This is a genomic window from Stenotrophomonas sp. JAI102 (assembly GCF_013409105.1).
In the GTDB taxonomy this organism is placed as follows: Bacteria; Pseudomonadota; Gammaproteobacteria; order Xanthomonadales; family Xanthomonadaceae; genus Stenotrophomonas; species Stenotrophomonas maltophilia_AA.
On sequence record NZ_JACCCI010000002.1, the window covers coordinates 448223 to 471069 of the forward strand.

Annotated in this window: 20 protein-coding genes; 12 read left to right on the forward strand and 8 right to left on the reverse strand. The window is 68.0% G+C overall.

Features of this window, described 5'->3' with window-relative positions:
• Positions 1–3 precede the first annotated feature (3 nt).
• Positions 4–567: a hypothetical protein gene (locus HDC96_RS10660; protein ID WP_179459963.1), complete on the reverse strand. Its 564-nt coding sequence runs from the start codon at positions 565–567 to the stop codon at positions 4–6.
• A gap of 173 nt (positions 568–740) precedes the next feature.
• Between HDC96_RS10660 and HDC96_RS10665 the strand changes: the two genes are divergently transcribed.
• On the forward strand, positions 741–1163 hold the full coding sequence (locus HDC96_RS10665) for a DUF5694 domain-containing protein (RefSeq protein WP_179459964.1): 423 nt from the start codon (positions 741–743) through the stop codon (positions 1161–1163).
• Between the two features lie 33 nt (positions 1164–1196).
• Here the strand turns inward: HDC96_RS10665 and HDC96_RS10670 are convergent, their stop codons facing one another.
• The gene (locus HDC96_RS10670) at positions 1197–3398 is read right to left on the reverse strand and encodes a TonB-dependent receptor (RefSeq protein ID WP_179459965.1); all 2202 of its coding nucleotides are present in this window, start codon (positions 3396–3398) and stop codon (positions 1197–1199) included.
• 121 nt (positions 3399–3519) lie between these two features.
• On the opposite strand from HDC96_RS10670, the gene HDC96_RS10675 reads away from it, so the two are divergent.
• On the forward strand, positions 3520–4386 hold the full coding sequence (locus HDC96_RS10675) for an AraC family transcriptional regulator (protein WP_179459966.1): 867 nt from the start codon (positions 3520–3522) through the stop codon (positions 4384–4386).
• Here HDC96_RS10675 and HDC96_RS10680 read toward each other — a convergent pair whose 3' ends face one another.
• Positions 4387–4692: a putative quinol monooxygenase gene (locus tag HDC96_RS10680; RefSeq protein WP_179459967.1), complete on the reverse strand. Its 306-nt coding sequence runs from the start codon at positions 4690–4692 to the stop codon at positions 4387–4389.
• A gap of 253 nt (positions 4693–4945) precedes the next feature.
• On the opposite strand from HDC96_RS10680, the gene HDC96_RS10685 reads away from it, so the two are divergent.
• Positions 4946–6412 carry a SulP family inorganic anion transporter gene (locus tag HDC96_RS10685; RefSeq protein ID WP_218842146.1) on the forward strand — a complete coding sequence of 489 codons (1467 nt, stop codon included), beginning with the start codon at positions 4946–4948 and terminating at the stop codon, positions 6410–6412.
• A 330-nt stretch (positions 6413–6742) separates the two neighbouring features.
• Positions 6743–9337: a methyl-accepting chemotaxis protein gene (locus HDC96_RS10690; RefSeq protein WP_179459968.1), complete on the forward strand. Its 2595-nt coding sequence runs from the start codon at positions 6743–6745 to the stop codon at positions 9335–9337.
• A 111-nt stretch (positions 9338–9448) separates the two neighbouring features.
• Here the strand turns inward: HDC96_RS10690 and HDC96_RS10695 are convergent, their stop codons facing one another.
• Entirely contained in the window at positions 9449–9838 is a 390-nt protein-coding gene (locus HDC96_RS10695; RefSeq protein WP_179459969.1) for a DUF2628 domain-containing protein, read from the reverse strand.
• A gap of 195 nt (positions 9839–10033) precedes the next feature.
• Here HDC96_RS10695 and HDC96_RS10700 point away from each other — a divergent pair, with 195 nt between their 5' ends.
• The 6 genes from HDC96_RS10700 to hemC all read left to right on the forward strand — a co-directional run bounded on the left by HDC96_RS10700 (position 10034) and on the right by hemC (position 16103).
• The gene (locus tag HDC96_RS10700) at positions 10034–10213 is read left to right on the forward strand and encodes a hypothetical protein (protein ID WP_179459970.1); all 180 of its coding nucleotides are present in this window, start codon (positions 10034–10036) and stop codon (positions 10211–10213) included.
• Between the two features lie 485 nt (positions 10214–10698).
• Positions 10699–12606, forward strand: coding sequence for a glucans biosynthesis glucosyltransferase MdoH (gene mdoH, locus HDC96_RS10705; RefSeq protein ID WP_179459971.1), 1908 nt, complete (start codon positions 10699–10701; stop codon positions 12604–12606).
• A 75-nt stretch (positions 12607–12681) separates the two neighbouring features.
• Entirely contained in the window at positions 12682–13347 is a 666-nt protein-coding gene (locus HDC96_RS10710) for a carboxylesterase (RefSeq protein ID WP_179460394.1), read from the forward strand.
• Between the two features lie 4 nt (positions 13348–13351).
• Positions 13352–14398 carry a histidine kinase gene (locus tag HDC96_RS10715; RefSeq protein ID WP_179459972.1) on the forward strand — a complete coding sequence of 349 codons (1047 nt, stop codon included), beginning with the start codon at positions 13352–13354 and terminating at the stop codon, positions 14396–14398.
• A 10-nt stretch (positions 14399–14408) separates the two neighbouring features.
• Positions 14409–15137, forward strand: a complete 729-nt coding sequence (locus HDC96_RS10720) for a LytTR family DNA-binding domain-containing protein (protein ID WP_179459973.1) — start codon at positions 14409–14411, stop codon at positions 15135–15137.
• Between the two features lie 54 nt (positions 15138–15191).
• On the forward strand, positions 15192–16103 hold the full coding sequence (gene hemC / locus HDC96_RS10725; protein ID WP_179459974.1) for a hydroxymethylbilane synthase: 912 nt from the start codon (positions 15192–15194) through the stop codon (positions 16101–16103).
• Between the two features lie 30 nt (positions 16104–16133).
• Here the strand turns inward: hemC and HDC96_RS10730 are convergent, their stop codons facing one another.
• Both HDC96_RS10730 and HDC96_RS10735 read right to left on the reverse strand, forming a co-directional pair.
• A complete protein-coding gene (locus HDC96_RS10730; RefSeq protein WP_179459975.1) occupies positions 16134–16910 on the reverse strand; it encodes a DUF481 domain-containing protein in 777 nt (258 codons plus the stop codon).
• A gap of 120 nt (positions 16911–17030) precedes the next feature.
• Positions 17031–17642 carry a hypothetical protein gene (locus tag HDC96_RS10735; protein WP_179459976.1) on the reverse strand — a complete coding sequence of 204 codons (612 nt, stop codon included), beginning with the start codon at positions 17640–17642 and terminating at the stop codon, positions 17031–17033.
• Positions 17643–17732: 90 nt separating this feature from the next.
• Between HDC96_RS10735 and HDC96_RS10740 the strand changes: the two genes are divergently transcribed.
• Both HDC96_RS10740 and HDC96_RS10745 read left to right on the forward strand, forming a co-directional pair.
• Entirely contained in the window at positions 17733–18698 is a 966-nt protein-coding gene (locus HDC96_RS10740; protein ID WP_121040104.1) for a YafY family protein, read from the forward strand.
• Positions 18699–18811: 113 nt separating this feature from the next.
• Positions 18812–19606 (forward strand): MetQ/NlpA family ABC transporter substrate-binding protein, encoded by a 795-nt coding sequence (locus HDC96_RS10745; RefSeq protein WP_179459977.1) that lies wholly within the window; start codon positions 18812–18814, stop codon positions 19604–19606.
• 112 nt (positions 19607–19718) lie between these two features.
• Here the strand turns inward: HDC96_RS10745 and glpK are convergent, their stop codons facing one another.
• Both glpK and glpD read right to left on the reverse strand, forming a co-directional pair.
• Positions 19719–21218 carry a glycerol kinase GlpK gene (gene glpK, locus HDC96_RS10750; RefSeq protein WP_179459978.1) on the reverse strand — a complete coding sequence of 500 codons (1500 nt, stop codon included), beginning with the start codon at positions 21216–21218 and terminating at the stop codon, positions 19719–19721.
• 48 nt (positions 21219–21266) lie between these two features.
• On the reverse strand, positions 21267–22760 hold the full coding sequence (gene glpD / locus HDC96_RS10755) for a glycerol-3-phosphate dehydrogenase (RefSeq protein ID WP_179459979.1): 1494 nt from the start codon (positions 22758–22760) through the stop codon (positions 21267–21269).
• Positions 22761–22847 lie beyond the last annotated feature (87 nt).

A 22847-nucleotide genomic window follows, 5' to 3' on the forward strand; every position in this document is an offset into this window, starting at 1 on the left:
GGCTTACCTCAGCAGTGACGGCGCCTGGTCGATCCGCCATGCGTCATTCAACGCCAGTACCACCGCGAACTTCCCGCACAGCAGTACCTCGGCTTCGTTGTTGTCGCGTATATGGCGGTCAGCGCCCGGCAGCATGAGCACCTCCACCTCGCCGATGAAGTCGTGCCGATCGTGATACTGGGCGCGCACCATCACGCGATACGGCCCACGTACCGTGCGCACTACCGGGCGGGTGCCCGCGGCCTGAGCCGCCCTGACCAGGTCGATCACGTTCCCGCGTGGCATGCGCCAGCTGATCCGTTCGGGTTGGCCAAACCACACCAGCGCGTTCACCTCGCGGGTGTGCAGGGCGCGCGTGGGTGGCGTGCGGCGCAATGCCTCCGCCGCCCTTTCGCTGCGCAGGGCAATCCACACCATGTTGCCCACCACGAACAGCAGGCCGGCCAGCAAGTACACGAACACCAGCCCGAACCACGGTGAGTTGTGGGGGATGCCGAACAGCATGGCCAGGAAGACGAGCAGCATCACCCACCTGATCCACGCGCTTTTGCTGTTTTCGTCCGACATGCCTGGCTTCCTTGAGGTATCCCCGCAGCACACACCGGGCGCGCAATTCTGCCACCGTCTGGACAGCATCGGGTGTCGTGATCAGCCGGTTGGACCCCCGTGCCATCCGGCACGTGGCCAGCCCAGCATCTGCCTGTTAGAAAGGTTGCCACGGACTTTTCTGGTGGTGATGCATGAAGCAACGCGTGTTGTCGGCCTGCCTGATGGCCCTGATGCCGGTCTGCGCCCAGGCGCAGATCGACCTGGCGAACCTGGACAAGGATATGGTCGGTCCACGCACCGAGGTCCTCGTGTTGGGCAGCGTCCACCTGAGCGAGCACGACACCGATCCCGAGGCGCTGCAGGTGCTCGCCGAGTCCAACGTCCGCCCGACGCTGGCGGCCGTATCCGTGCAGCACTATCCGCAGATCTGGGTGCAGGGCTGGGGAATCCGCAATCTGCGCATGGTCGCCAACATTCTCGAGGTCGTGCGTGACCACCCGGGCTCCCGCGTCCTCTCCATCGTCGGCGCGTCGCACAAGCCCTGGTTCGATGGCTGGCTGGGGCAGGTCTCGGGCGTGGATATCGTGGATGCACAGGACGTTCTCAAGGAGTAGGAGGGCACCGCTCTCCGCACCCTCCACGCTGCCTCAGAACCGATAGCCGACTTCCGCACCGACGATCCGCGGCCGGTCGATGGGGCCGTAGTAGTTACCGTCACGGCCGAACGCCAGATTGTCGAAGATCAACCCGTTGATGCGCCGCTTGTTGGTCAGGTTGTCGACGTACACGCGCGTGCTCCACGGCCCGGTCTCATAGCCGACCTGCGCGCCGATGATCGTCACTGCAGGTTGGTAGGCGCGATTGCGTTCGTCCAGCGCCATCCGCCCGTTGAACGAGGACTCCACGCGCGCGAACAGCCCAGAGCGGTGCTGGTAGCGTGCGGCAAGATACGCCGTGTACTGCGGAGTGAGTTTGACGTCGTTGCCGACCAAGCTTTCATTGGCGCCGACGAACAGCTTGCGGTACTCGGCGTCGACGTAACCCGCATTTGCCATCAGCGTCAGGCCGGGCAGGACCTCCAGCGCACCCTCCAGTTCGACGCCACGCGAGCGGATCGAGGCATCCGAGCCGACGTAGTCCGAAGAGATGGGCCGTCCGTTGGCATCGGTGGCCAACTGGATTTCCTGCCAGTTGTCGGAGGTGATGTGGAACACCGCGCCACCGACATGCCCGCGTCCATTGAGCACGTTCATCTTGAAGCCGAGCTCGTGGCTCCACATCATTTCCGATTCGTAGCGCAGCACCTTGTCGTTGACCACGTCGCTCTGGGCGGCGGCCAGGTTGAAGCCGCCGGGGATATAGCCCTTGGCCGATGCGGCGTAGAACGAGAGCGTGTCGCTGGCGTCATAGCGCAGGGAGACACGGGGCAGGGTGGCGGTGAAGGTGTGCGCGAGTTCGGCGTCGCGATAGAACACCAGGCCGCCCGGGCCCAGATCGAGTGTGCCTTCGCGCTGGCGGGTGGAACGCTTGGCCTGCTCATGGCGCAGGCCAAGGCTGGCGGTCAGTTTCGGCAGCGAGGGGGGCGTGTAGCTGGCCGTGCCGAACACGCTGTAGTCCTGGCCATCCGAGCCCTGCAGCGGGGCGAGGTCATAGCTGCCCAGGCCGCGCAACGGCGGGCCGACCAGCGTGCCCAGGATGGAGTCCTTGTGATGCCGGTAGGTGGAGACACCGGCGATGTAGGTCAGCGCCTGATCGCTGGGGGAGCTGAAGCGCAGCTCGCCGTTCCAGCTGTGCTGCTTGTCGTAGATGCGGCCGGCCAGCGCGGGTGTGGCGGTCATGTCGAAGTCGTAGCCGGCGGAGGTGTCTTCCTCCTGCCGGTAGGACAGCGCGGCATCCAGGGTGCCGCCGGAGAGCTGCCACTGCGCGCTGGTACCGGCGACGGTTTCATTCCTGGTGGTGCGCTTGGGTGCATCGTTGATGTAGGTGAAGTCACCCGCACGGCGGCCGCCGTTGTAGAGATCGCCATAGGTGCGGTTGTACAGCCCCACATCCAACGGCAGGTACTCATACTCGAACATCCCGGGCGCACGCGTGCCCAGGTGGTAGGCGATCGCGTTGATGGCCAGCGTATCGGTCGGCTCCCAGCGCAGCTTGCCCTGCAGGTAGGTCTCCTTGACCTTGCCTTTGACCCCATTGAACGGCGTGAGGTTCTTGAGGTGGCTGTCTTCGTCCGAGGCCATGAAGGCCACCGAGCCGAAAAGCCGGTCGCTGTTGCCCAGTGCGCCGCCGAGGAAGCCATCCACGCTGCTGCCATGGCCGTTGCCGAAGGAGGTCAGCCCGACATTCACCTCGCCCTCGGTGGTTGCCGACGGTGCACGCGTGCGCACCAGCACCAGGCCGGATTCGCTGTTGGCCCCGTACAGCGTCCCCTGCGGGCCGCGCAGGATCTCCACCGACTCGACATGGTTCAACACGGCGTTGCTCAGTTCGCGGAACGGGATACCGTCGATGTAGACCGACGCGCGATTGACCAGGAACGGGTTCGACTCGATCCCGCGGATGGAGATGAACATGTCACTGAGCTGGCCCATCACGTTGAACTTCACGTTCGGCGCCAGCTTGTCCAGGTCGCGGAACTCGGTGACGTGCGCTTCCTTGAGCGCTTCGCGGTCGAGCACGGTGACCGACATGTCGCTCTTGAGGTACGGGGTATCGCGTTTGCTGCCGGTGACCACGATGCCGTCCAGCTCGGTGGCCTTGGCCGGTGGCGTGGACTGCGCGCGCGCGGGCGCGCTGGGCAGCAGATGAAGCGCGGCGAGCACGGCGCCGGCAAGTACAGCGTGTTTCACGAGGAGCCTCTGGGGTGGTGGCGCGCACCACGGTGATGGGGAGGAATCGTGAATGTTATTGTGTAACAATCAGGTGTCGCTGCTCCATTTCCGGAGCGGCCGCTCCAGAACGGGACATCCGATGACCTGCGCCTCTGCCTCACCAGCGACTGCCGTGGCTGCACGCGTGGCGGCCGAAAGCGGCGGTCCGCTGGATGCCTGCGTCGGCAATGCCGACGGCTCGGTGCTGATGCTCCGCCACACGTTCGCCGCGGCGCAGGGCACGCTGGGCGAGGGCAGCGCGCTGCGCATCGGGCTGCTCACCGCGGGCGGCGGTGCGCTGTATCAGCGCACGGCGCTTGGGCGTATCGCGCAGCCCTGGCGGGCAGGCGCGTTCAATGTGGTGTTGCCGGACTGCCCGGGCGAATTCCGCAGCCCAGCGCTGGCGCTGCTGGGGCTGGCGATCGACGCGCGGCATCTGCAGGGTCGCGGCGTGCGCTTGGAGCAACTGCATCGCGCGGCATCGGCGCTGCATGACGACCCGGTGATCGCCTCGGTGATGGGGGCGTTGTGGCACTGTGCCGAGGCACATGCCGGTTCTGCCGCGTTCTTCGAGCACGGTGTCGATCTGGTGCTGAAGCGGTTGGCGGGGCTGCCGGTTGCGGCGCCCGCTATGCGACGCGGGCTGTCACCGACGCACCTCAAGCGCGTGCAGGAACTGATCGATGCCCATCTCGGCGACGATCTGGGCGTTGCCCGCATGGCGCAGGAAGTCGGGCAGGAGGCCAGCGGATTCAGCCGCGGCTTCCGGATCGCGACCGGCATGACGCCTTACGCGTATCTCACGTGGCGCCGGATGGAGGCGGCCAAGCCGATGCTGCTGGCCGGCCGCAGCGTCACCGAGGTCGCCCTGGCGATGGGCTATGCGAACCCCGGCAAGTTCGCCGCAGCGTTCCGGCGGGTGACCGGGCAGGCACCGTCGCGCTGGGCAGGCAACCCCACGCGGTGATCAGCGCGGCACCGCTTCGGTGCCCAGGCCACCCACAGGCTCGGTCTCGAACCGCTCGCCGAACCCCGTGATCATCGGCCGCGCTTTGGCGATGGCCGCCTGGACGGACGGCAGTGCCAGCGAGGCGCGGTGCAGTTCCTGGCTGTCCCACACCTCGGTCACCCAGATTGCATCCGCCGCGGTGGGATCGCGCGCCACCACGTAGCTGCGGCAGCCCGGCATTGCGCTGGTTGCCTCCAGCAGGATCGCGATGACCGCATCGCGCTGGCCGGGCGCGGTCAACATCTTGCCGATCAAACCGTACATGAAGCCACCTGGAAAGAGGACAGGCACGCATCGTGGGCGCACGCCACGTGAAGGGTCAAGCACCCGGGCCGGTTTGAGGCCGTCCGGTGACTACGCTATCCTGCGTGCCGCTTCCGCTGCCCCGGCAGGACCCTTGTGATGACGCCACCCTGATACCGCGTTGACGACGCGCCGGCCATTGCGCTGGCTCAGGGAGTGCCTTGTCCTCATCACACAACGCGCCGTGCGCATCGCAGGTGCGTGGAGTCTGTCCATGTCTGTTTCCTATCCGCTGCGCCAGCAATGGCTCGGCAATATCCGCGGTGATCTGCTGTCCGGCGCCGTCGTGGCCCTCGCGCTGATTCCCGAGGCGATCGCCTTTTCCATCATCGCCGGGGTCGACCCCAAGGTCGGCCTGTACGCGTCGTTCTGCATCGCGGTGGTCACCGCCATCGCCGGTGGACGGCCGGGCATGATTTCCGCGGCCACCGGCGCGATGGCGCTGGTGATGGTCGACCTGGTCCGCGATCACGGCCTGCAGTACCTGCTGGCCGCCACGATCCTGGCCGGGCTGCTGCAGATCGTCGCGGGCGCGCTGAAACTCGGCGCCCTGATGCGCTTCGTCTCGCGCTCGGTGATCACCGGCTTTGTCAACGCGTTGGCGATCCTGATCTTCCTGGCGCAGTTGCCCGAATTGATCGGGATGCCCTGGACGGTGTATGCCGTGTGCGCGGCGGGCCTGGCGATCATCTACCTGCTGCCGCTGCTGACCCGGGCGGTGCCCTCGCCGCTGGTCGCGATCGTGGTGCTGACCGCGCTCTCTATCTGGCTCGGGCTGGACATCCGCACCGTCGGTGACATGGGCGCGCTGCCCGACAGCCTGCCCACCTTCCTGCTGCCGGACGTGCCGCTCACCTGGGATACCCTGCGCATCCTGCTGCCGGTCTCGGCGACGCTGGCGGTGGTGGGGCTGCTGGAGTCGATGATGACCGCGCAGATCGTGGAAGACATGACCGACACGCCCAGCCAGCGCAACCGCGAGTGCGCCGGGCAGGGCCTGGCCAACATCACCGCCGGGCTGTTCGGTGGCATGGGCGGCTGCGCGATGATCGGGCAGTCGGTGATCAACGTGTCTTCCGGCGGTCGCGGGCGGCTGTCGTGCCTGGTGGCCGGCGTGCTGTTGCTGCTGCTGGTGGTGTACGGCGCGGACTGGGTCCGGCAGATCCCGATGGCCGCGCTGGTCGCGGTGATGGTCATGGTCAGCATCGGCACCTTCCACTGGCGCTCGTTCGCCGAGTTCCGGCTGCACCCGAAAAGCTCCTCGGTGGTGATGCTGGGTACGGTGATCGTCACCGTCGCCACGCATGACCTGGCCAAGGGCGTGCTCACCGGGGTGCTGCTGTCGGCCCTGTTCTTCGCCCGCAAGGTGGGCCGGATGCTGGACATCCAGGATGCCGTGACCGCCGAGGGCACGCGTGTCTACACGGTGAGTGGCCAGGTGTTCTTCGCCTCGGCCGGGCAGTTCGCCGCGGCCTTCGATCTGCTGCACGTGCCCGAGCGCGTGGAGATCGATCTGACCCATGCGCACTTCTGGGATCTCAGTGCGGTCGGTGCGCTGGAGCGGGTGACCGGCAAGCTGCGCGCGCGCGGGGCCCACGTGGAGGTGATCGGACTCAATGCGGCCAGCCAGACGCTGGTGGAGCGGCTGGGGCGTGGCGAGCGCGGCGCGGGCGTTCACTGAACACGGTCAGGAAGCCGCGCTAAACATCGCGCGCATTGCGCCGTTATCCAGCTGAGTCCCTTCTCTGGGCCGGCGCCGTCACGGTGCGGGCAGGCGGCATCTCCACAGGGCAGGGCGGTGGCACCGTGGCGTACGACGCGGTGCCCCCCAGCACAGGACCAGCGCAGCCGGGAGTGGCGGCGGGCTGCCTGTGCCGATCCGACGTTGCATCGAACCCTGCTGGCCGCGCCGTGATGACACCGCGCGCGTGCCGGCCCGCAATGGACTGCGTGTTTCCGTGGCGGCGCGTGACTGCGTCCGCCGGTATGCCCTTTTTCCGGAACCGCCCCCATGCCCGTGTCCCGCCCCACCGCGTCCAAGCGCCCCGGCAGCATCGCCAACCGACTGATGCTGGGTACCGCGTTGATCGCCATGCTCTGCTTCGGTGTCACCGCCGCCATCAGCTACCGCGAAGCCAGTGCCTCGCTGGTCGACGCTTCACGCCACACCATGCAGAGCGAGGCCCAGGCCGAAGCGCTGCGGGTGAGCGGTGACCTGTCCAGCGCCTTCGCCACCAGCCAGGCGCTCGCGCAGAACCTGCTGGTCCAGCGCGCCACGGGCACGCTCTCCCGGGCGACGGTGGCCGCGGTCATCCGCCAGCAGGTGCAGGTGCACCCGGAATGGGTGGGCTTCGGCACGTTGTGGGAGCCGGAGGCTTTCGATGGCAAGGACGCCGAGTTCGTCGGTGCCGAGGCGCACGACGACACCGGCCGGTTCATGAGCTACTGGGCCTGGCACGAGGGGGCCCCGATGCAGGATGCGCTGAAGGGGTACGACGTGCCCGGCGATGGCGACTGGTACCTCAAGCCGAAGGCGCTCAAGCGGCAGACGGTGGCCGAACCCTACACCTACGAGATCGCCGGGCAGAAGGTACTGATGACCACGCTGTCCACCCCGGTGGTCGACGACGGCACGTTCCTCGGCGTGGTGACGGTGGACTTCGCGCTGGCCGCCCTGCAGAAGCACCTGGCCGCATTGCGCCCGATGGGCGAAGGCCACGTTGAACTGATCTCGCCCGGCGGCATCGTGCTGGCCGCGAAGGATCCGAACGAGATCGGCAAGCGTCGCGAGGATGCGCTGACCACCCAGGTGCTGGCAGCAGTGAAGGCCGACAAGACCTTCGACGCCTTCGAGCCGGATGCCGCGGGCAACGTGAAGACCTATGTGCCGCTGCGCATCGGCGGCAGCGAAGAGCACTTCGCACTCGGCGTGATCGTGCCGCACGCGCTGATTACCGCGCAGGCGCGCGCGCTGCTGTGGATCATCCTGGCCGTTGGCCTGGGCGCCGCCCTGGTGCTCAGTGGCAGCGTGTACGTGTTGCTGCGCCGGCAGGCGATCCGCCCGCTGGCTGACGCCGTCCGTCTCTCGGCCGACGTGGCCGAGGGCCGTCTGGATACGCCGTTGCCGCCGGCGCGCAACGATGAGGTGGGTCGCCTGCTGGAATCGATGCAGCGCATGCGCGGCCAGCTGCGCGCGGTGATGGCCGCACAGGGCGAGATGGCCCAGCGCCACGAGGCGGGCGAGCTGAGCTACCGCATGGACGCGCAGGCCTTCCCGGGCGAGTACGGCAAGATGGTGGAAGACACCAACCAGCTGGTCGGGGCCAACATCGCGGTGACCCGCCGCCTGGTCGAGGTGATGCAGCGCTATGCGGTCGGTGACCTGAGCCCGGACATGGATCGCCTGCCCGGCGAACAGGCGGCCTTCACCGCCGCGATGGATACCACCAAGGCCAACCTGCGTGCGATCAACACCCAGATCGGGGAACTGGCCGGCGCGGCGGCGGTGGGCGATTTCAGCCAGCGTGGCGACGTGGTGCGTTTCGACCACGACTTCCGCGCGATGGTCGAGAACCTCAACACGATGATGCAGGTCAGCGATGACAATCTGCAGCAGATCTCCGCGCTGCTGCGCGCGATCGCGGCGGGCGACCTCACCGCGCGCATGCAGGGCGATTTCCATGGCGTGTTCGCGCGGATGCGGGACGATGCCAACACCACCGTGGCGCAGCTGACCGACATCGTCGGCCGCATCCAGCAGGCCACCGGCAGCATCAATCTGGCCGCCGGTGAGATCGCCGCGGGCAACAGCGATCTGTCGCGCCGTACCGAACAGCAGGCAGCCAGCCTGGAAGAGACCGCCGCGTCGATGGAGGAGCTCACCTCCACCGTGCGCCAGAATGCGGACCACGCGGTGCAGGCGAACCAGCTCGCTGCCGGCGCGGCCGACGTCGCTTCGCAGGGCGGTGTGGTGGTCGGCCAGGTCGTGACCACGATGGCCGGCATCGAGGCCTCGTCCAAGCGCATCGCCGAGATCATCTCGGTGATCGACGGCATTGCGTTCCAGACCAACATCCTGGCGTTGAATGCCGCCGTCGAAGCGGCGCGCGCCGGCGAGCAGGGCCGCGGCTTCGCGGTGGTGGCCACGGAAGTGCGCGCGCTGGCGCAGCGCTCGGCGGGAGCGGCCAAGGAGATCAAGACCCTGATCGACGACTCGGTCACCCAGGTCAGCGCGGGCTCGGCGCTGGTGCACACCGCCGGCCGCACCATGGAAGAGATCGTCACCGGCGTGCGCCGGGTCAACGACATCATGGCCGAGATCTCGGCGGCCTCGAAGGAACAGTCCGCCGGCATCGAGCAGGTCAACCAGACCATCACCCAGATGGACGAGACCACGCAGCAGAATGCGGCACTGGTCGAGGAAGCCACGGCTGCGGCGCGCGCGATGGAAGAACAGGCGCAACAGCTGGGCACTGCCGTGGCGATCTTCCGCCTGCAGTCCGGTGCGGGCCCGGCCAGCGCACCGGCACGCCGCACCGCACCGGCGCGCAGCACCGCGCGGATGCCGGCAGTGGCCGTGGCCGGGGACGACTGGCAGACCTTCTGATCCGGACCGGCGTGCCGCATCGCGCTGAGGCAACACACGCGGCCTCAGCGCCGCCGTCCCACGAAAAAGCCCGGTCAGTGACCGGGCTTCTTTTTTGCGTCTGCGCGTTGCTTACCAGCGCATGCCGGCGAAGGGGTTCCAGCTGGTGTCGCCCTTCACTTTTTCCAGGTAGTACGAATAGTTGGTGGTCAGCGCGATCAGTATCGACCAGGCCACGCCGACCGCGCGGCCGACGACGTCCGGCAGGAAGGCGAGAACGACCATCAGCACCACGGTGATGCCCAGGATGGTCAGCGCCTTGCGCCACATGCCCAGGATCAGCAGGTAGATCCAGCTGAAGAACAGGGCGTAGAGGTTGAAGTTGACCTTGATCTTCTGGCCGAACGGCAGCGTCTTGTACGCGGCCTTGAACGTCGGCGAGTTGGGGGCGCCGTGCTGTTCGAAGAAGTTGAAGCGGAACTGCCACTTGGGGCTGTAGGGCGATGCAGTGTTGGAATCCATATCCGAATCATGTGTTGAAAACGGTTACATGATACCTACAAGCTATTGATAAGCGCCAATATTTCGACGCGTCCCAAGACCCTCGGCAAGGACTGCGGGCACCGTCACACATTCGTCCCGGTTTTCCGCTAGGGTGCGCAATCCGCGCGGCCGGAAGCCCCGCGGGTCATGAGAAGTCAACGAGATGCCAGGCCAATGTCCATTGATGTGATGTCCCCCGAGCGCCGTGAAGCAGGACCGCAGATCACCCCGTGTCCGGTCGCCACCCAGGCGCAGCACCTGCTCGCCCAACTGCAGTTCTCGCAGGTGAGTGCGCGCGCGCTCGCGCGCCCGCCGGTCGACACTGACCTGGCCGTTGCCGCCACCGTCGCCTGAGCTGACCCGGCGCCTGTCGCCATCGTCAACGAAGCCCCGTCGCTGGAACGCTTCGCCGGTCGAAAACTGCGCAGCAGTGGCGCTCTCCCTGTTCCGGCGGAGCCCCTTCGAAGCGCTGGCGTGGCGGTTTCGCGCCCCCCTCCCGGGTGGCAAGCTGAATGGGGAGATGCCCATGGCACAGGGCCTGCGGCCCCATTGCGGCACAGGGACTTCCAGTTGTCTCGATCTAAAAGCTGAATGCGGAGAAATCGGCGCGCGTCCCTTCGCGCGCACCTTACAATTCGCGCCATAGACTGAGCCGCATTTTTCGTCTCAAGTCGGTTTGGAGAGTTCGTGGGTTCCGGTAGTCACAGACAACAACTGCGTGCCGGTCTCCGGCCCGCGCCGACAGGACGAATGCGTGCCATCGCGCACGCCGGGCGCAGGACGCCCCTTTCCACACTTGGCACCCCCGGCCTGGCACGCCCTGCACAGGGACACCGCGCATGAGTACCCAGACCCTGAACGCCCCGCTGGATGCCGGCCGGGCGACGTTGCCGGCCGAGTCGCCGTTGCCGATGCCCGAGCAGTCGCTGCGCGACGGGCAGCTGCAGGTCCCGCGCCAGCGCACCTCGCCGCGGATGATCGGGCTGCGCCGCTTCTATATCCTGGGCGGCACCGCGGCGATGACCATCGCTGCCAGCCGGATGATGTGGAAGGTGCTGGCCGTCAATGGCATCAGCGTGCTCGAGGCCTGCCTGCTGGTGCTGTTCGTCGGCCTGTTCGCGTGGATCGCACTGTCCTTCGCCGGCGCCGTGGCCGGCTTCCTGACCGCGGTGTTCGACCGCGGTTACAAGCTGGGCATCGATCCGGACGCGCCGCTGCCGACCGTGCACACGCGCACCGCGCTGCTGATGCCCACCTACAACGAAGATCCGCGGCGCCTGCTGGCCGGTCTGCAGGCCATCTATGAGTCGGTCGCCGAGACCGGGCAGCTGGCGAACTTCGATTTCTACGTACTCAGCGATACCCGCCGCGATGACGTCGGGCAGGCCGAGGAAGAAGCCTTCCACGCGCTGTGCGATGCGGTCGGCGGCCATGACCGCATTTTCTACCGTCGCCGCGGCGACAACAGCGGCCGCAAGGCCGGCAACATCGCCGATTGGGTCCGCCGGTTCGGCGGCGCCTACCCGCAGATGCTGATCCTGGACGCCGACAGCCTGATGACCGGCGACACCATCGTGCGCCTGGTGGCCGGCATGGAGCACAACCCGGACGTCGGCCTGATCCAGACCCTGCCGGCCGTGGTCGGCGGCCGTACGCTCTTCGCCCGCATGCAGCAGTTCGGCGGGCGCGTGTACGGCCCGGTGATCGGCCGCGGCGTGGCCTGGTGGCATGGCGCGGAGAGCAACTACTGGGGCCACAACGCGATCATCCGCACCCAGGCCTTCGCCGAACAGGCCGGCCTGCCGTTGCTGCCGGGCAAGGAACCGTTTGGTGGGCATGTGCTCAGCCACGATTTCGTCGAGGCGGCGCTGATGCGCCGTGGCGGCTGGGCCACCCACATGGTGCCGTACCTCAAAGGCAGCTATGAGGAAGGTCCGCCGACCCTGACCGATCTGCTGGTGCGCGACCGCCGCTGGTGCCAGGGCAACCTGCAGCACGCCAAGGTGGTGGGCTCCAAGGGCCTGCACTGGGTCAGCCGCATGCACATGCTGGTCGGCATCGGCCATTACTTCACCGCGCCGATGTGGGCGATGCTGATGCTGATCGGCATCGCGATCCCGCTGTTCCAGGGCGGCATCGACCTCAACGAAGTGCTGCATCTCTCGCCCGGCGTGTACTGGCGCCACCAGGACGAGACCCAGGTGATCCGCATGTTCGCGATCACCATGGTGGTGCTGCTCTCGCCCAAGGTGCTGGGCTATCTGGCGATGCTGCTGGAGCCGGTCGAACGTCGCGGCTGTGGCGGCACGATCCGCGCCTTCATCTCGATGCTGCTGGAGACCATCCTCGCTGCGTTGATGGCGCCGGTGGTGATGTATGTGCAGTCGCGCGGCGTGGCCGAAGTGCTGGCCGGCAAGGACTCGGGCTGGGACGCGCAGCAGCGTGACGATGGCGGCGTGTCCTGGCTGGCGCTGGCACGCGGCTATGGCGGGCTGAGCGTGTTCGGTCTGTTCATGGGCGCGCTGGCCTACGCGGTCTCGCCCTCGCTGGCCGCGTGGATGGCGCCGGTGGTGATCGGCATGGTGCTGGCGATTCCGGTGGTGGGCTTCACCTCCTCGCGCACCGCGGGTGTCTGGATGCACCGGCTGGGCCTGATGGAAATCCCCGAAGAATCGGCCCCGCCGAAGGTCCTGGTGCGCGCGGCCGAGCTGCGCCGCGCGGCCGCCGAGGCGCATCCGCACGGCTGAGCGGTATGTCGCCGCGACCGACGCCCCATTGGCTCGGGGCGCGGTCATAATGCGGCTTGAACGTACTGGAGCCGCCTGATGCTGGATACCGTGGAAAACGAAACCGGCGCCGACCCGCAGTGGTCGGTGCTGTGGCTGCATGGCCTGGGTGCCGATGGCCATGACTTCGCCCCGATCGTGCCCGAACTGGTGCGCCCGCACTGGCCGGCGATCCGCTTCGTGTTCCCGCATGCGCCGGTGCAGCCGATCACGATCAACAACGGCGTGCCGATGCGTGCCTGGTACGACATCGTCAGCATGGACTTCCGCTCGCGCGCGGACAGCGCCGGCGTGGAGGCCTCGATCGTCGCGCTGGAACTGCTGATCGAGCGCGAGATCGCGCGCGGCATCCCGGCCGAGCGCATCCTGCTGGCCGGTTTCTCGCAGGGCGGGGCGGTGATCCTCAGCGCGCTGCTGCGTCGCACGCGCCCGCTGGCCGGGCTGATCGCGCTGTCGACCTACCTGCCGGATCCGGCCAAGGCGGCCACCGCGCGCGTGGCCGATGCGATCAGCGTGCCGGTGTTCATGGCGCACGGCACCCAGGATCCGGTGATTCCGGTGGCGATCGCCGAGCACACCGCGCAGACCCTGGGCGCGCTCGGCCTGCCGGTGGAGTGGCACACCTATACGATGGCCCACCAGGTCTGCGCCGAGGAGCTGCACGCGCTGGGCGAATGGCTCGAGGCGCGCTTCGCCGCCTGATCCCATGAGCGACCCGCGCCAGCAGTCCTGGTTGCCCGAGCTGTGCCGCCTGCCGCGCTTGGCGGCGATGCTCGGGCTGGCCGAGCTGGTCGTGGTGGTGATCGCGCTCGCACCGGATGGCAGCCGCCATTGGACCCCGACGGATTTCCTCTCGGCCAGCGGTTTCGCGCTGTGGCTGGCGCTGGCGGTCACGGTCTGCCTGTGCAGCGTGCGTGCGATGCTCTCGCGCCTGCCCGAAGTGCCGGGCATGGTGCTGGTGGTGCTGATGACCGGCCTGATCGCCGCTGGCTGTGCGGCGATCGTGCACGCGCTGTACGGTGTGCTCGGTGGCAGCAGCTTCGCCCAGACCGTCGGCTTCTGGCGGTTCACGCTCGGCAGCGCGGCGATGACCGCGCTGATTTCCGCGCTGGCGCTGCGCTATTTCTACGTCAGCGATCGCGGCAGCGCGCAGATGCTGGCCAACGCACAGGCGCAGGCCGATGCACTGCAGGCGCGCATCCGCCCGCACTTTCTGTTCAACAGCATGAACCTGATCGCCAGCCTGCTGCGTCGCGATCCGGACGTGGCCGAGCGCGCGGTGCTCGACCTGTCCGATCTGTTCCGCGCGGCGCTGGGCGCGGGCGAGGGCGATTCCACCCTGCAGGCCGAGTGCGAACTGGCCGAACGCTACCTCTCGATCGAATCGCTGCGCCTGGGCGAACGCCTGAAGGTAATCTGGCTGCGCGACGAACCGTTGCCGTGGTCGTTGCCGATGCCGCGGCTGGTGCTGCAGCCGCTGGTCGAGAATGCGGTGCTGCACGGCATCTCGCGGGTACCGGCCGGCGGCACCATCGTGCTGGCGTTGTCGAGCGACGGCACCAGCCTGCGCATCCGCGTGCGCAACCCGGCGCCGGACCCGGCCACGCGCGGGCTGCCGCTGCTGCAGGGTGCGGGCCACGCACAGCGCAACATCGCCCATCGCCTGGCCTGGCGCTTCGGCCCGGCCGCGCGGATGACGGGGGCGTGGGCCGACGGCTACTATGCTTGCGAAATCACGGTCCCGGTCCAGTGAGGAAACTGTCTTGAAGGTGGTGATCGCCGACGACGAACCGCTGGCCCGCGAGCGCCTGCGCTCCCTGCTCGCCGACCAGGCCGGGATCGAGGTCGTGGCCGAGGCCGAGAACGGCGAACAGGCGCTGCATGCCTGTGCCGAACTGCAACCGGACCTGGTGCTGCTTGATATCGCCATGCCCGGCCTGGATGGGCTGGAGGCCGCGCGTCACCTGGCGACCTTCGAGCCGCGCCCGGCGGTGGTGTTCTGCACCGCCTACGACGCGCATGCGCTCTCCGCGTTCGAGGCCGCCGCCATCGACTACCTGATGAAGCCGGTACGCCCCGAGCGCCTGGCCGCGGCACTGGAGCGTGCGCGGACTTTCCTCGCCGGCCGCAGCGGACCGGCGGCGGCCGCCAGCCAGCAGGCCCGCACGCTGCTGTGCGCGCGCCTGCGCGGCAGCCTGCGGCTGATTCCGGTCGAGGACATCCACTACCTGCAGGCCGAGGAGAAGTACGTGGTGGTGCACCACGCCCGCGGCGAAGACCTGCTGGAAGAATCGCTGAAGTCGCTGGAAGAGGAATTCGGCAACCGCTTCGTGCGCATCCACCGCAATTGCCTGGTCGCCCGCCACGAGCTGGTCGAGCTGCGACGAAATGGCGCAGGCCAGGTCCAGGCCGTGCTGCGGCACGGGCACGCGCCGCTGGAAGTCAGCCGCCGCTGCGTGGCCAGCCTGAAGCAGGACCTCAAGCACCTGTAACCCGGCGGTCGCACGCCATTGGTCGATACGCCCCTGTGCGTCGATAATGGCGCCATGAAGACCCTGCGCATCGCCACCCGAAAGAGCCCGCTTGCCCTCTGGCAGAGCGAATACGTCGCCGACCGCCTGCGCCAGGCCCATCCCGGGCTGGAGGTGGTGCTGGTGCCGATGAGCACGCGCGGCGACGAGGTGCTGGACCGCTCGCTGGCCGCGATCGGCGGCAAGGGCCTGTTCCTCAAGGAACTGGAGCTGGCGATGCTGCGTGGCGAGGCGGACTGCGCGGTGCACTCGCTCAAGGATGTGCCGATGGAACTGGATGCGCCGTTCGCGCTGCCGGCGATGCTGACCCGCCACGACGCGGCCGACGGGTTCATCTCCAATCTGTACGCCTCGCTGGAGGCACTGCCGATCGGCGCGCGCGTGGGCACGTCATCGCTGCGCCGGCAGGCCCAGCTGCGCGCGCTGCGTCCTGATCTGGAGCTGTCGGACCTGCGCGGCAACGTCAACACGCGCCTGGCCAAGCTCGACAACGGCGGCTACGACGCGATCGTGCTGGCGGTGGCAGGGCTGGAGCGGCTGGGCCTGGGTAACCGCATCGTGGCGCGGCTGGCCGCGCCGGCCTGGCTGCCGGCGCCGGCGCAGGGCGCGGTGACGGTCGAATGCAATGGCGAGGATGCGCAGGTGATGGCGCTGTTCGCTGCACTGGACGATGCCGATACGCGTGCCTGCGTGGAGGCTGAGCGCGCCATGAACCGCGCGCTGCACGGCAGTTGCCATGTGCCGGTGGCCGGGTTCGCGCAGTGGGAAGGCGAGGATCTGTTCCTGCAGGGGCTGGTCGGCGGTGTCGCCGATGGTCGCCTGGTGCGCGCGGAAGCGCGCGGGCCGGCAAGTGATCCGGAAGGCCTGGGCCAGCGCGTGGCGCGCGGCCTGCTCGATGCCGGTGCCGGCGAACTGCTCGCGGTGTAGTGCCGGCCGCTGGCCGGCACTACACCCACCTCACTTGAACTTGTAGACCACGTTCATGGTGGTCAGCGTGTCGGTCTTGCGCTTGTCTTCGGCGACGTCGCTGTTGTGACGCGCCTGCCAGCCGGCCTTCAGCGCCAGGTGCTCGTTCATGCTCACCGACACGCCGAAATCGTTCTGCGCGAAGGTGTTGTACGAACCCGATTCGACCAGCAGCGTGTTGACCAGGTCGGTGTTCGGGGTCAGCGTGTACTTGAGATCGAACAGGCCGCGACCGATCAGGCCGGTGCGGGTGGCATCGTCTTCGGTGTTGTGGGTGCGGCGCACACCGGGGCCGATCTGCGCGTCCATGTAGAAGCGTTCGCTCTCGATGATCCGGGTGCCGTAACCCAGGCCGAACGAACTCTGGCGGTCATAGGTGGCGAAATCGTCGCGCTCGTAACGCACCGTCGCGGTGATCTGGCGGTGTTCGCCCAGCTGCAGCGCGCTGCCGGCACTGCCGGTGTAGCGGTTGGCGGTGGTGTTGCGGCGGCGGATGGTGGTGCCGTCGTCGTTGGTATCGGTGTACTCCGAGCGCGAGCGCAGGCCGAACAGGTCCATGCTGTGCACCCAGTCATCGTCGGTGTAGCGCAGGCGCAGGCGACCGTTGAAGCTCTCGGTATTGCTGTTGCCGCGGGCCGAGGCAAAGCCCAGTTCACCGCCACTGCCGCTCCAGGGGGAGGTCATCGCCGCCAGTTCGGCAACGTCCTGTGCATAAACCGCCGGGGCGCAGAGCAGCAGGGGAACAAGCAACGAAACGCGCAGGGACATCAACGGTTCTCCGTGATCGGACAAGGGGGGGACAACAAGGGGGGGATGATACTTGATGCGTTCTGCGTCACATTCGGCGACGGGCCCCGGCTTTAGGGCCCGTTCGGCCTTGATCCCTGTTCAGGGAACGTCGATCCGCAGCGAGGCGTCGTCGAAGCGCGAGTAGGTCACGGTGATCCGGAACGGCTGCCCGTTGGTCTCGCCCTTGCGTTCGATCTGCACCGGCAGGCCCTGTGCATTGACCCAGTAGAGCAGGCCATCGGGCGCGGCGGTCGCGTGGCGCACCTCGTATTTGTGGGCGCGCTGGCCGCCGGCGCGTTCTTCGCCGAGGTCGCGCACCTGCAGCTGCGCCGGCTCCAGATCGGCCGGCAGCGGATTGCGCCACTGGGCCAGCATCCCTTCGGGCACCGGGACCTGGCGCACTTCGCCGGCGCGCTGGAGGAAGAAGGTGCCACCAATGATCGTCTGCGGGCCATCGTCGGTGATCAGCCGGTAGCGGTCCGGGGCCACGTAGTCCATCTGCGCTTCCAGGGCGCGCGGGCCCTGCATCTTCATCACCGCGTGGAAGCTGCGCAGCTGGCCGAAGCGCTGGCTGGCGGCCAGCACGGTGCCGACCGGGTCGGCGGCCGGTGCCGTCGCGGCAGGTACGGTGGCCGCGGGCGTTTCAGTGCGCTCACAGCCCCCCGACAGCAGGGCGGCGGCGGACAGGGCAAGGGCGGGCAACAGGCGCATGACGGGCAGCAGCAGGCAATGGGGGCCCCACGATAGCCGAAGATGCCGCCGAAGCCGCCACAACGACGGCGACTCGGACATAATCGGGTCATGGACCGATATGAACGCATCAACGCCCTGCATCGCCTGCTCAAGTCCGCTCGTTATCCGGTAACGGTGGCGGCCCTGCAGGAAAAACTGGAGTGTTCCCGCGCGACTGTCTACCGCGACCTGGCCTTCCTGCGCGATGCGCTGATGGCCCCGGTGGAAGGCGATGGCGAGGCGGGATTCCGCTACCAGGCCGACGAAAGCGACCGCTTCGAGCTGCCGGGCCTGTGGCTCAGCTCGGAAGAACTGCACGCGCTGCTCGCCTCCCAGCACCTGCTCTCGCGCACCGGCGGGGGCGTGCTGTCTTCGGTGCTGGCCCCGCTGCAGCAGCGCATCGAAGGCCTGCTGGCGGCGCAGGCCGGTGTTTCGACCTGGCCGGTCGACCGGGTCCGGGTCATCCCGCACCGCGGCCGCAAGTTCGATGAAGCCAGCTTCCGCGCGGTAGCCTCGGCGGTGCTGGAGCGCAAGCAGCTGGCGTTCGAGTACCGGGCCCGCTCCACCGACGAGGCGACCCAGCGCACCGTGTCGCCGCAGCGCATGACGCATTACCGCGACAACTGGTACCTGGATGCCTGGGATCACGGCCGCGAGGGCCTGCGCAGCTTCGCGGTGGATCGCATCTACAAGGCGCGCGTGATCGATACCACCGCGCGCGACGTGGACGAGACCGAGCTGGACGAGCAGCTCGGTGCCAGCTACGGCATCTTCTCCGGTCCGCCCAAGGGCTGGGCCACGATCGTGTTCAGTGCCAAGGCCGCGCGCTGGGTGGCCGATGAGCATTGGCATTCCAAGCAGCAGGGCCGCTTCCTGCCCGATGGCCGGTACGAACTCAAACTGCCCTACAGCGTCTCGCGCGAGCTGTTGATGGATGTCCTGCACTATGGCTCGGACGCGGAAATCGTCGAGCCGGTGATGCTGCGCGAACAGGCCAAGGCGCTGCTGGCGCTGGCGCTGACCAGCTACGAGTAAGCCGGCCGGGCCGGCATCGGCTCATGCCGTGGGGTCATATGCCCCGGATTCCGCAAGGGCCGGGGCGTGCGGTATCGTGGGGCGTTGCTGCCCTGACGGATTCCGCTGCCCCCATGAAAAAGTACCTGCTGCTCCCGTTGCTCGCCGCCTCGCTGGCCCTGGCCGCCTGCGGCAAGCCGGCCAATGACTCCAAGAAGCTGGTGGTGGCCGCGACCGCCGTGCCGCACGCCGAGATCCTCGCCGTGGTCAAGCCGATCCTGGAGAAGGAAGGCCTGACCCTGGAGGTGCGCGTGTTCAACGACTACGTGCAGCCCAACGACCAGCTGGTGCAGAAGCAGGTCGACGTGAACTACTTCCAGACCGAGCCCTACCTGGACGCGTACAACCGCGACCGCAAGACCGACCTGGTCAAGGTGATCGGCGTGCACATCGAGCCCTTCGGTGCGTACTCGCGCCGTTTCAAATCACTGGATGCGCTGCCCAACGGTGCCGATGTGGTGATCCCCAACGACCCGAGCAACAACAGCCGCGCGCTGATCCTGCTGCACAAGGCGGGTGTGATCACGCTGAAGGATCCGACCAACGCACTGGCCACCCAGCGCGACATCATCGCCAACCCGAAGCAGCTCACGTTCCGCGAGCTGGACTCGGCGATGCTGCCGCGCGTGCTGGACCAGGTCGACCTGGCCCTGATCAATACCAATTACGCGCTCGATGCCGGACTCAACCCGACCGAGGACGCGCTGGCGATCGAAAGCAAGGATTCGCCGTACGTGAACTTCCTGGTCGCGCGTCCTGACAACAAGGACGATGCCCGCGTGCAGCAGCTGGCCAAGGCCCTGACCGGTCCGGAAGTGAAGGCCTTCATCGCCGAGAAGTACAAGGGTGCGGTCCTCCCGGCATTCTGACCGGCGCCCGCGCGAGCCGACCAACGGTCGGCTCCTACCGATGGGCATGACCGCCGACCAACGGTCGGCTCCTACCGGGGCATGACCGCCGACCTACGCTCGGCCCCGGGCGTCACCCCACGCGGAACCCCATCGTCGCCTCTACCGCCTGCTGCCAGCCGGCGTACAGCGCCTCGCGCTGGTCCGCCGGCATCTGCGGGGTGAAACGTCGGTCCACCGCCCATTGTTCGGCGATCTCCGCCCGGCTGCTCCAGAACCCGGTGGCCAGGCCGGCCAGGTACGCTGCGCCCAGCGCGGTGGTCTCGGCCACCTGCGGGCGCAGCACCGGCACGCCGAGGATGTCGCTCTGGAACTGCGCCATGAAGTCATTGGCGATCGCACCGCCGTCGGCGCGCAGTTCCTTCAGTTCGATCCCGGCGTCGGCCTGCATCGCCGCCAGCACGTCGCGGGTCTGGTACGCCATCGATTCCACCGCGGCGCGGATGAAATGCTCCTTGGTGGTGCCGCGGGTCAGGCCGAACATCGCGCCGCGCACATCGCTGCGCCAGTACGGGGCACCCAGCCCGACGAAGGCGGGCACCAGGTACACGCCGCCGTTGTCGGCAGCGCGCTCGGCATAGGCCTGGCAGTCGCTGGATTTGCCGAACATGCGCAGCCCGTCGCGCAGCCACTGCACGACCGAGCCGGCGACGAAGATCGAGCCTTCCAGCGCGTACTCCACGCGTCCATCGATACCCCACGCGATGGTGGTGAGCAGGCCATTCTCGGAAGTAACGGCCTTGTCCCCGGTGTTCATCAGCATGAAACAGCCGGTGCCATAGGTGTTCTTGGCCATGCCCGGCTCGAAACAGGCCTGGCCGAACAGCGCGGCCTGCTGGTCGCCGGCGATGCCGGCGATCGGCAGATGCTGATCGAAGAAGAACTGCGCCTGGGTGGTGGCGTACACCTCGCTGGAGCTGCGCACCTGCGGCAGCATAGCGCGCGGAATGTTGAACAGCGCCAGCAGCTCGTCGTCCCACTGCAGTGCATGGATGTCGAACAGCAGCGTGCGCGCGGCATTGGTGACGTCGGTGACGTGCGCCTGGCCACCGCTGAGGTTCCAGATCAACCAGCTGTCGATGGTGCCGAACAGCAGTTCGCCGCGTTCGGCCCGCGACTGCGCGCCCTCGACGTGATCGAGGATCCAGCGGATCTTGGTTGCCGAGAAATACGCATCGATCAACAGCCCGGTCCTGCGCCGGATCAGCGGCTCGTGGCCGGCGGCCTTGAGCTGCTCGCAGATCGCGTGGCTCTGCCGTGACTGCCACACCACCGCGTTGTGGATGGGCTGCCCGGTCGCCTTGTCCCAGACCACGGTGGTCTCGCGCTGGTTGGTGATGCCGATGCCGGCGATCGTGCGCGGGTCGACCTGGTGCCGGTTCAACAGCTCGGTGATCGTGGTGTAGACGCTGGTCAGGATCTCGCGCGGGTCATGTTCGACCCAGCCCGGCTGCGGGAAAATCTGGGTGAACTCGCGTTGCGCGCTGCCGGCAATGCGCCCGGCGCGGTCGAACAGGATGGCGCGCGAGCTGGTCGTGCCCTGGTCGATGGCGAGCACGTAGTGCTTGTCCATGGTCTGCTCCGTGGAAATCCATGCCGTGAGGCGTGACAGACGTACAGCCTACGGCATAGAAACACGCGCCTGCAGGGTGGCCGCCAATGCCGCGTGCTGGCCGGCATCCAGGCGCAGGCCGAGATGGCTGCGGCGCCACAGCACGTCGTCGGCGGTGCAGGCCCATTCGTGCGCGATGAGGTAGTCCAGTTCGCGGTCGTGGAGGCCGCCGCCGTGGTCCTGGCCCAGCGCCTCGAGCGTCTGCGCCCCCGCCAGGAACTCACGCGCACGGGTGCCATAGCTGCTGGCCAGGCGCTGCAGCAGGGCAGGCGGCAGGCGAGGGTGGTCGTGCTGCAACGTGCCCGCCACCTGGGCGGCCTCACCGCCATCGCCACCCGGCAGCGGCGGTCCACCGGCCGTCCATGCCGACCCCATCTCCGGCAGCGAAGGCGAGAGGCGCCCAAGTGCTTCCTCGGCCAATGCGCGGTAGGTGGTGAGCTTGCCGCCGAGTACGCTCAGCAGCGGCGCGCCGGCGATGTCCAGTTCCAGCCGGTAGTCGCGGGTGACCCGCGACGCATCCCGGTGATGATCGGCCAGCAGCGGGCGCACCCCGCTGTAGCGCCAGACGATGTCCTCGGCGCGCACCGGGCGGCGGACGAAGCGGTTCACCGCATCGAGCAGATACGTTTCCTCGTCCGCACGCGGCCGCACCTGCGCCGGGTCGCCGTCGAAATCGGTATCGGTAGTGCCGATCAGCGTGAAGTCCTGTTCGAAGGGGATCGCGAACACCACGCGCTGGTCGGGTTGCTGGAACAGGTAGGCGCTGTCGTGTGCGAACAGCCGCGGCACCACCAGGTGGCTGCCCTGCACGAGGCGCAGCCCGAGCGGCGCATCCAGCCCTGCACGTTCCAGCACCGTGCCGGCCCACGGGCCACTCGCGTTGACCACGCAGCGGGCACGGATCCGCTGCACATCGCCGTGGGTACGGCGCAGCACGGCCCACCAATGGTCGCGGTGGCGGATCAGTTGTTCGCAGCGGGTGCGTGTGCGGATATCGGCGCCGCGCTCATGTGCATCGAGGGCGTTGAGCAGCACCAGCCGCGCATCGTTGACGCGCGCATCGGCATAGGTGAAACCGGTCCGGTAGCTCGCCTTCAGCGCCGCACCACGCGGGTCGCGCTGCAGGTCGATGCGCTGCGACGGCGGGAAGTGGGGATTGGCCTGCCCGAGATGGTCATACAGCCACAGCCCGGCACGCAGCATCCACGCCGGTCGCAGATGGCGCGCGTGCGGCAGGACGAACGCGGTGGGCGCGATGAGATGGGGTGCCAGCCGGCGCAGTGTCTCGCGCTCGTTGAGCGCCTTGCGCACCAGGGCGAACTCGCCCTGCTGCAGATAACGCAGGCCGCCATGGATCAGCTTGGTGCTGGCGCTGGAGGTGTGGGCGGCCAAGTCATCCTGCTCGCACAGGCACACCGAGAGGCCGCGCCCGGCGGCATCCCGCGCGATGCCGGCGCCGTTGATGCCGCCGCCCACCACCAGCATGTCGAAGGATTCGCGCATCGGCTCCCCGGGACGGACCGGCGGGGTCCGTCGTGGGGTCCAGTCTCGGCCAGCGGCCGGCAACGCCCGATGAAGGTCGCGGCCCCA